The organism is Kitasatospora sp. NPDC059599 (assembly GCF_042735125.1).
In the GTDB taxonomy this organism is placed as follows: domain Bacteria; phylum Actinomycetota; class Actinomycetes; order Streptomycetales; family Streptomycetaceae; genus Kitasatospora.
In genome coordinates, this window is record NZ_JBHWCL010000114.1 from 23,030 (window position 1) to 31,544 (window position 8,515).

At 75.0% G+C, this 8,515-nt stretch carries 8 protein-coding genes and 1 rRNA gene; 5 read left to right on the top strand and 4 right to left on the bottom strand.

Annotated elements, in window-relative coordinates:
• Window positions 1–47: 47 nt before the first annotated feature.
• A complete protein-coding gene (gene mtrA / locus ACFV04_RS31205; protein ID WP_030061806.1) occupies window positions 48–725 on the bottom strand; it encodes an MtrAB system response regulator MtrA in 678 nt (225 codons plus the stop codon).
• A gap of 288 nt (window positions 726–1,013) precedes the next feature.
• Between mtrA and ACFV04_RS31210 the strand changes: the two genes are divergently transcribed.
• The 5 genes from ACFV04_RS31210 to ACFV04_RS31230 all read left to right on the top strand — a co-directional run bounded on the left by ACFV04_RS31210 (window position 1,014) and on the right by ACFV04_RS31230 (window position 6,546).
• Window positions 1,014–2,195 carry a glycerophosphoryl diester phosphodiesterase membrane domain-containing protein gene (locus ACFV04_RS31210; protein ID WP_360253515.1) on the top strand — a complete coding sequence of 394 codons (1,182 nt, stop codon included), beginning with the start codon at window positions 1,014–1,016 and terminating at the stop codon, window positions 2,193–2,195.
• A gap of 5 nt (window positions 2,196–2,200) precedes the next feature.
• Window positions 2,201–2,914 carry a DUF4129 domain-containing protein gene (locus ACFV04_RS31215; RefSeq protein ID WP_380348937.1) on the top strand — a complete coding sequence of 238 codons (714 nt, stop codon included), beginning with the start codon at window positions 2,201–2,203 and terminating at the stop codon, window positions 2,912–2,914.
• On the top strand, window positions 2,911–4,125 hold the full coding sequence (locus tag ACFV04_RS31220) for a DUF4350 domain-containing protein (RefSeq protein ID WP_380534084.1): 1,215 nt from the start codon (window positions 2,911–2,913) through the stop codon (window positions 4,123–4,125). Before ACFV04_RS31215 ends, ACFV04_RS31220 begins: the two co-directional genes overlap by 4 nt.
• Window positions 4,126–4,205: 80 nt before the next feature.
• Window positions 4,206–5,135, top strand: coding sequence for a MoxR family ATPase (locus tag ACFV04_RS31225; protein WP_360253557.1), 930 nt, complete (start codon window positions 4,206–4,208; stop codon window positions 5,133–5,135).
• 100 nt (window positions 5,136–5,235) lie between these two features.
• Window positions 5,236–6,546 (top strand): DUF58 domain-containing protein, encoded by a 1,311-nt coding sequence (locus ACFV04_RS31230; RefSeq protein ID WP_380534086.1) that lies wholly within the window; start codon window positions 5,236–5,238, stop codon window positions 6,544–6,546.
• A gap of 39 nt (window positions 6,547–6,585) precedes the next feature.
• Here ACFV04_RS31230 and ACFV04_RS31235 read toward each other — a convergent pair whose 3' ends face one another.
• From ACFV04_RS31235 to rrf, 3 genes are all read right to left on the bottom strand, one after another.
• Window positions 6,586–7,743 carry an RNA polymerase sigma factor gene (locus ACFV04_RS31235; RefSeq protein ID WP_380348950.1) on the bottom strand — a complete coding sequence of 386 codons (1,158 nt, stop codon included), beginning with the start codon at window positions 7,741–7,743 and terminating at the stop codon, window positions 6,586–6,588.
• An 8-nt stretch (window positions 7,744–7,751) separates the two neighbouring features.
• Window positions 7,752–8,159, bottom strand: coding sequence for a YciI family protein (locus ACFV04_RS31240; protein WP_360253523.1), 408 nt, complete (start codon window positions 8,157–8,159; stop codon window positions 7,752–7,754).
• Between the two features lie 263 nt (window positions 8,160–8,422).
• Window positions 8,423–8,515 (bottom strand): 5S ribosomal RNA (rrf, locus tag ACFV04_RS31245); the annotation flags it as partial.

An 8,515-nucleotide genomic window follows, 5' to 3' on the forward strand; every position in this document is an offset into this window, starting at 1 on the left:
CGTCGGTCGCGGTACCCGACGGGGTCTCGTCAGCCCGGTCCGTCACGTCAGCTGGGTCCGGCCTTGTAGCCGACGCCGCGGACGGTCACCACGATCTCGGGGCGCTCCGGGTCCTTCTCGATCTTGGAGCGGAGGCGCTGTACGTGGACGTTGACCAGGCGGGTGTCCGCCGCGTGGCGGTAGCCCCAGACCTGCTCCAGCAGCACCTCGCGGGTGAACACCTGCCAGGGCTTGCGGGCCAGCGCGACCAGCAGGTCGAACTCCAGCGGGGTCAGCGGGATGCCCCGGCCGTCCCGCTTCACCGAGTGGCCGGCCACATCGATCACCAGATCGCCGATGGTCAGCTGCTCGGGTGTCGGCTCCTCGGCGCGGCGCAGCCGCGCACGGACCCGGGCCACCAGCTCCTTGGGCTTGAACGGCTTGGTGACGTAGTCGTCGGCACCCGATTCCAGGCCCACCACCACGTCGACCGTGTCGGTCTTGGCGGTCAGCATGACGATCGGAATCCCGGATTCCGCCCGGATCTGCCTGCAGACGTCGATGCCGTCCCGACCGGGCAGCATCAAGTCGAGCAGGACCAGATCGGGCTTGGTCTCCCGGAACGCGGCTAGCGCCTTGTCCCCATCCGCGACGAAAAACGGCTCAAAACCCTCACCACGCAGCACGATGCCGAGCATCTCGGCCAGTGCGGAGTCGTCATCAACGACGAGGACGCGTCCCTTCATGCGTCCATCCTCTCATTACCGGATTGTGACCTGCCGCACAGCAGTGCCATTGCTCCAGAACGGCCAACTTCCCCCACCGGCGCATTCCGGCCATACCGGGCGAATGACCACGGCCCGAGCGCCTCCGAACCGTCCGCGGCCCACCGCCCGACCCACCGTGACCGCCCGTTGCCGATCAGCAACCGGATCCCCATGGGGCCTCCTGCGGCCCCATGGCACGATTGGCGCTGCGTGCGGGCGGAAGATCCGTCCGGAGCCGCGCCCACGACGCCCCTCCGAGGAGCAGTGATGACCGACACTCCGGGCTGGGCCTCGCCCAGCTCGTCCGAGCCACCCCGCGACGGCGTCCGGCCCCCGGCCGACGCGCCCGCCGCCGTGCCCGGGCCGTCGGCACCACCGCAGGCCACCCCCGGCTGGACCGGCCAGCCGGGCCAGTACGGCCAGTACGACCGGCCCCAGTGGGGCCAGCAGCCCCCCGGCGGCCGGCACCCCCACGGCTGGGGCGCACCGCAGAGCCCCAGGCCCGGCGTCATCCCGCTGCGCCCGCTCGGCGTCGGCGAGCTGCTCGACGGCGCCGTCGGCACCGTCCGCCGGCACTGGCGGACCGTCCTCGCCCTCTCCCTCGGCATCGCCGTGGTCGCCCAGGCCGGAGCCGTCCTGGTGGACCTCCTGGTCAGGGGCAAGACCGGCGCCGCCACCCAGACCCTGCGCCTGGTCGCCGCCCTGCCGCTGCAGTTGCTGCTCGACGTGCTCGCCGCCGCGCTCCTCACCATCGTCGTCAGCCGCGCCGTCCTCGGCCGCTCCGCGACCGCCGGGGAAGCCTGGCGCGACGCCCGGCCGCGGATCCTGCAGCTGCTCGGGCTCACCCTGCTCACCGTCCTGATGGGCCCCGGCGTGGCCCTGCTCGGCTTCGCCCCGCTGATCGGTTACGGCGCCGGCGGCGCCGACGAGCCCGCGACCACCGCGCTGCTCTTCCTCGTCGGCCTGCTGGCCCTGCCCGTCGCCGCCTGGCTGTGGGTCCGCTACAGCCTGGCCGCCCCCGCGCTGATGCTGGAGAAGCAGGGCGTGGCCACGGCACTGTCGCGCTCGCGGCGCCTGGTCCGCGGCTCCTGGTGGCGGATCTTCGGCATCACCCTGCTGAGCAAGGTGCTGTCGCTGGTCGTCGCGGTGGTCATCGCCGTCCCGTTCCGCTTCATCGGCCTGATGCTCGGCTTCGAGACCCTCGACCCGAACGGCCTGACCGGCACGAGCCACCAGGGCGTCGCGATGATGGTCGTCATGGCGGTCGCCGGGATCATCGCCGGCACCCTCACCACCCCCTTCATGGCGGCCGTCGGCGTGCTGCTCTACGTCGACCAGCGGATCCGTCGCGAAGCCCTGGACATCGAGCTCGCCCGAGCCGCCGGTCTGCCCGAGTACGGCGGCACCGGCTGGGGCGAGCCCAGCGACCAGACCCCGGCGAGGCGCTGAACCGGATGCCTAGTTGGGGGGACAGGCTCCTCGCCGCGGGCGGCGCCCCGGTCACCGTCCCGCGCGATCCCGCGCGCGACGCCGCCCGGGACGAGCTGCTCAACGCCGAGTACCACAAGAACGACCCGTCGATCCTGCAGCGGGCCGTGGACTGGTTCTGGGACCACGTCTCCGGCGCGCTCGGCAGCATCTCCGGCGACGGCACGAGCGGCACCACCGGCCTGGTGCTCTTCCTGGTCGTCGCGGTGCTGATCGGCGCCGCGCTCTGGTGGCGCCTCGGCGCGCCCGGGCGCGCCGCCCGCACCACCGGGGACGTGTACGGGGTCGAGGGCCCGCGCAGCGCCGCGCAGTACCGGGCGGACGCCGCCGGGCACGCCGCCGCCGGGCGCTGGGCCGACGCCGTCCGCGAGCAGATGCGGGCCCTCGTCCGGGGCCTGGAGGAGCGCACCCTGCTCGACTCCCGCCCCGGCCGCACCGCGGACGAGGCCGCCGACGAGGCAGGCCGGGCGCTGCCCGAGCACGCCGCCGCACTGCACGCGGCCGCCCGCACCTTCGACGACATCACGTACGGCGAGCGCACCGCCGACCAGGCCGCGTACCGCCTGCTGCACGAGCTCGACCGGACGCTGGAGCGCACCCGCCCGGTGCTCACGCCCGGCGCGGCGGCCCCCGCCGCGTCCGCTTCGACCCCGCCCCAGGCCCCGGGAGGAACGGCATGACCGCCACCGCCCCCGCGCCGTCGCCCGCGGCCGAGGCGCCGGCCGGCGCCGCCCCGACCAGCCTCGCCCCCACGGCCCGCGGCCTGTGGCGCCGGGCCCGCTGGTACCTGGCCTTCCTCGCCGCCCTGCTGATCGGCGCCGTCGCCGTGACCTCCCTCGGCCAGGACCACCGGTACCCGCCGCTCGACCCCCGCTCGTACGACGCCGACGGCGCCCACGCCGTCGTCACGCTGCTCGAACAGCAGGGCCTCAAGGCCGAGTTCACCACCGACCCGACCGGCAGCCCGGCCGGCCCCGACACACTCGTGCTGCCCGAACCGGACCTGCTCGACCCCGCCCAGCTGCGCGCCGTCGCGGCCGCCGGACACCGGAGGCTGGTCCTGATCGCCCCGGGCCCGACCGCACTCACCGCGCTCGCCCCCGGCATCCGGCCGTCCGAGGACGGCGGCGGCTACGCCTCCGTCCGCAGCACCACCGCGGACTGCCCGCTCATCGAGGCCACCCGGGCCGGCAGTGCCCACCTGGGCGGCATGCTCTACACCAGCGGCAGCCGCGGCCAGGGCTGCTACCCGCGCGGCCACGGCTACCCGCTGGTCAGCACCCCGGCCGGCGCCGGCGACGTCATCGTGCTCGGCAGCGGCGCGTTCCTGCAGAACGAGAAGCTCGCCACCGACGGCGACGCGTCCCTCGCCCTCGGCCTGCTCGGCTCGCAGCCGCACCTCACCTGGCACCTGCCGGACTACACCGCCCCGCTCGCCGAGGGCGCCGGCCACAAGACCCTTGAGGACTTCATCCCGAGCGGCTGGCACTGGGCCTACTACCAACTCGTGGTCGCCGCCGTGCTCGCCGCCCTCTGGCGCGGCCGCCGGCTCGGCCCGGTGGTCAGCGAGGCCCTGCCCGTGGTGGTCCGCGCCTCCGAGACCACCGAGGGTCGTGCCCGTCTCTACCGGCGGGCCAGGGCCCGCGGCCACGCCGCCGAGGCCCTGCGCGGCGCGACCGCCCACCGCCTCGCCCCGGCCCTGGGCGTCCCGCTCCGGGCCGGCGCACCCGACACCGACGCACTCTGCGCGGCCGTGGCCGACCGGCTCCCCGGCCGGCCCGCCGGGGACGTCCGGGCCCTGCTGTTCGGCCCGCCCCCGACCGACGACGCCGCACTGCTGCGGCTCGCCGACGACCTCGACGCCCTCGAAAGGCAGGTTCGGAACCCGTGACCGACCAGGCAACCGCCCAGCTCCGCGCCGTCCCCGCCCCGGCGGCCGCCACCCCCGGCAGCACCGACCCGCGGGCCGCGCTGACCGCCCTGCGCGCCGAGATCGGCAAGGCCGTGGTCGGTCAGGACGCCGCCGTCACCGGCCTGGTGGTCGCACTCCTGTGCGGCGGCCACGTCCTGCTGGAGGGCGTCCCCGGCGTCGCCAAGACCCTGCTGATCCGCACCCTCTCCACCGCGCTCAGCCTGGAGACCAAGCGCATCCAGTTCACCCCCGACCTGATGCCGGGCGACGTCACCGGCTCGCTCGTCTACGACGCCCGCACCTCCGAGTTCTCCTTCCAGCCCGGCCCGGTCTTCACCAACCTGCTGCTCGCCGACGAGATCAACCGCACCCCGCCGAAGACCCAGGCCGCCCTGCTGGAGGCCATGGAGGAGCGCCAGGTCACGGTCGACGGCGAGCCGCGCGCGCTGCCCGTGCCGTTCATGGTCGCCGCGACCCAGAACCCGGTCGAGTACGAGGGCACCTACCCGCTGCCCGAGGCCCAGCTGGACCGCTTCCTGCTCAAGCTGATCCTGCCGCTGCCCGACCGCGACCAGGAGTTCCAGGTCCTTTCCCGGCACGCCGCCGGCTTCGACCCCCGCGACCTCGCCGCGGCCGGCGTCCGCCCGGTCGCCGGGCCCGAGCACCTCGCCGCCGCCCGTGAGCAGATCGCCAAACTGACCGTCTCCCCCGGGGTCCTCGCCTACATCGTCGACCTCTGCCGCGCCACCCGGCAGTCCCCGTCGCTGTCCATCGGCGTCTCCCCGCGCGGCGCCACCGCCCTGCTCGCCGCCTCCCGCGCCTGGGCCTGGCTGGCCGGCCGCGACTACGTCACCCCCGACGACGTGAAGGCGCTCGCCCTGCCCACCCTGCGGCACCGGGTCGCGCTGCGCGCCGAGGCCGAGATGGAGGGCGTCACCGCCGACTCCGTCATCCAGGCCGTCCTCGCCCAGACGCCCGCACCCCGCTGATCCACCAGATCAGCCCGACCCTCCCGATCCATCGCCCGCCGCCCGCCGCCCGTTCCCGTCACGGGCCTCCGGACGACGGGTCACCGAAGGAGCGCACCGCATGGCCCTCACCGGGCGAACCGCCCTGCTCGCCGCGCTCGGCGCGCTCGTCGTGGGCCTGCTACTGCCGTCGGCGACCGGGATCTGGCTGGTCACCGGCACGGTCCTGCTCGCCGTCGTGGCCGACCTGGTGCTCGCCGCCCCCGTCCGCGAGCTGCGGTTCGGCCGGGGCGGCGACACCACCGTCCGGCTCGGCGAACCCGCCTCGGTCGAACTGACCGTCACCAATCCGTCCGGGCGCCCCCTCCGGGCCCTGGTCCGCGACGCCTGGGCCCCGTCCGCGTGGCGGCCCGGCACCGCCGAGACCGCCTCCCGGCACACCCTGACCGTGCCCGGCGGCGAACGGCGCCGGGCCGTCACCCTGCTCGACCCGACCCGCCGCGGCGACCACCACGCCCACCGGGTCACGGTCCGCTCGTTCGGCCCGCTCGGCCTCGCCGCCCGCCAGGGCTCGCACCTCGTCCCGTGGACGGTCCGCGCGCTGCCCCCGTTCGCCAGCCGCAAGCACCTGCCCTCCCGGCTCGCCCGCCTGCGCGAACTCGACGGCCGCACCTCGGTGTTGACCCGCGGCCAGGGCACCGAGTTCGACTCCCTGCGCGAGTACCTGCCCGGCGACGACGTCCGCTCCATCGACTGGCGCGCCAGCGCCCGCCGCACGACCGTCGCCGTCCGCACCTGGCGCCCCGAACGCGACCGGCACATCCTCGTCGTCCTCGACACCGGCCGCACCTCGGCCGGCCGCGTCGGCGACGCCCCCCGCCTGGACGCCGCCCTCGACGCCGCCCTGCTGCTGAGCGCCCTCGCCACCCGCGCCGGCGACCGCGTCGACCTGCTCGCCCACGACCTCCACAAGCGCGCCGCCGTGGCCGGCTGCTCCGCCCACGAGGTCCTGCCCGCCTTCACCAACGCGATGGCCGACCTGGAGCCCGCGCTACACGAGACCGACATGCGCTCGCTGGTCTCCACCGCCCTCAAGATGGCACCGCAGCGCTCACTGATCGTCCTGCTCACCGGCCTCGACGCGGCCCCGGTCGAGGACGGCCTGCGCCCGCTGCTGCCGCTGCTCACCAAACGCCACGAGGTCGTCCTCGCCTCCGTCGCCGACCCGCGGCTGGACGTCCTCGCCGCCGGCCGCGGCACCGTCGAGGCCGTCTACGGCGCCGCGGCCGCCGAGCAGACCCGTGCCGACCGCCGCGCCACCGCCGAACACCTCACCCGCCACGGCGTCACCGTGCTCGACGCCCCGCCCGCACAGATCGCCCCGGCCCTGGCCGACACCTACCTGGCGCTGAAGGCCGCGGGCCGGCTCTGACCCCGCCCCGGCCGGCCCCTCGGGACCCCTCGGGTCCCCTCAGCGGGGCCGACCGGCGTTCGGACCCGCGTTGAGCCGGGCCGCCTGACGGGTCAGATGCTCGCGCTCGGCCAGGTTCGCCGCCTTGTGCGCCGCCTCCGCGTACAGGCGTGCCGCCGTCCCCGGGTCCCCGTCGCGCTCGTGGAGGTACGCCGCCACCGCCGTGTACCGGGGCAGTGCGTCGTCCAGCTCCGCGAGCGCCGCCAGCCCGGCCCGCGGCCCGTCCGCCTCACCGACCGCCACCGCGCGGTTCAACCGCACGACCGGACTGTCCGTCAGCCGCACCAGCTCGTCGTACCACTCGACGATCTGCACCCAGTCCGTCTCGGCGGCGGTGGGGGCGTCGGCGTGCAACGCCGCGACGGCGGCCTGTGCCTGGAACTCGCCCAGCCGGTCACGGGCCAGCGCAGTCCGGAGGATCCCGACCCCCTCGGCGATCAACCCGGTGTCCCACCGCCCGCGGTCCTGCTCGGCCAGCGGGACCAGGCTGCCGTCGGGCCCGGTCCGGCCGGCCCGCCGGGCGTGGTGAAGCAGCATCAGGGCCAACAGCCCCGCCACCTCGGGATGGTCGCTCGCAGCCGCCAGCCGCCTGGTGAGCCGGATGGCCTCGGCGGCGAGGTCGACGTCCCCGGAGTAGCCCTCGTTGAACACCAGGTAGAGGACGCGCAACACCGTGGAGAGATCTCCGGGTTGATCGAACCGCACGCCGGACACGGTGCGCTTGGCCCGGCTGATGCGCTGGGCCATGGTCGCCTCGGGCACCAGGTAGGCCCGGGCGATCTGGCGGGTGGTCAGACCGCCCACCGCCCGCAGGGTGAGCGCGACCGCGGACGACGGCGTCAACGACGGGTGGGCGCACAGGAAGTAGAGCTGGAGCGTGTCGTCCACCTCGGCCGCCGGCCCCGGACCCGGCTCCTGGTCGACCAGATCCTCCCGCCGGCGGCGGGCGGTGTCCGACCGGGCCGCGTCGAGGAACTTCCGCCAGGCGACCGTGACCAGCCAGCCCTTGGGATCCCGGGGCGGACCGGCCGGCCAGACGCGCACCGCCTCGACCAACGCCTCCTGGACGGCGTCCTCGGCCGCCGCGAAATCCGCTCCGCGGCGGACGAGGATCCCGAGCACGCTCGGCGTGAGGCTCCGGAGCAGGGCCTCGTCCATCGGAAAGGTCACTCCGTGATGGTGGGCGGCGCGGCCAGGAACGGACGCAACTCCAGCCACTCGTGGATCGGCTTCCCGCCGGCCCCCGGCGCGGCCGACAGCTCGCCGGCCAGCTCCAGGGCCCGCTCGTAGCTGTCCACGTCGATCACCATCCAGCCGGCGATCAGGTCCTTGGTCTCCGCGAACGGACCGTCGGTGACCGGCGGACGGCCCTCGCCGTCGTACCGCACCCAGGTGCCCTCGGGTGCGAGCGCCTGACCGTCGACGAACTCGCCGGTCTTCTCCAGCCGGGCCGCGAAGTCCTGCATGTACCGGATGTGCGCGGAGATCTCCTCCGGCGTCCACTGGTCCATCGGCACGCAGTTGACCGCGTCCGGGGCACCCCGGTAGTGCTTGAGCATCAGGTACTTGGCCATCGTGCTTCTCCCTCGTGCTGGTGCCACCCATTGTGGCCGCGTTCACCCCGGGGACGAAGCCGGCCACGGGTTCTCGACACGGTCGACCAAGATTTTCGGGATCCTCCCCCGCAGCCCCTCCCGCCGGAGCCGCCAGGACCCCCACCGGCGCCCGTGCGCATCGGCCGGCTCCGATGGGCTCCGGCGTTCGCCCCGGAAACACGTGTCCCGGAAACGCGAAAAACCCCCATCCGGAATCCGGATGGGGGTTCTTCACAAAGGTTGTTCGGCGGCGTCCTACTCTCCCACAGGGTCCCCCCTGCAGTACCATCGGCGCTGTGAGGCTTAGCTTCCGGGTTCGGAATGTAACCGGGCGT

Bases quoted from the DNA above. Each gene is read 5' to 3' on its own strand.
- ACFV04_RS31230 (WP_380534086.1), top strand. From the start codon at position 5,236: ATGGCCCTCACCGGGCGAACCGCCCTGCTCGCCGCGCTCGGCGCGCTC.
- ACFV04_RS31240 (WP_360253523.1), bottom strand. From the start codon at position 8,159: ATGGCCAAGTACCTGATGCTCAAGCACTACCGGGGTGCCCCGGACGCG.
- mtrA (WP_030061806.1), bottom strand. From the start codon at position 725: ATGAAGGGACGCGTCCTCGTCGTTGATGACGACTCCGCACTGGCCGAG.
- ACFV04_RS31235 (WP_380348950.1), bottom strand. From the start codon at position 7,743: ATGGACGAGGCCCTGCTCCGGAGCCTCACGCCGAGCGTGCTCGGGATC.
- ACFV04_RS31210 (WP_360253515.1), top strand. From the start codon at position 1,014: ATGACCGACACTCCGGGCTGGGCCTCGCCCAGCTCGTCCGAGCCACCC.
- ACFV04_RS31220 (WP_380534084.1), top strand. From the start codon at position 2,911: ATGACCGCCACCGCCCCCGCGCCGTCGCCCGCGGCCGAGGCGCCGGCC.
- ACFV04_RS31215 (WP_380348937.1), top strand. From the start codon at position 2,201: ATGCCTAGTTGGGGGGACAGGCTCCTCGCCGCGGGCGGCGCCCCGGTC.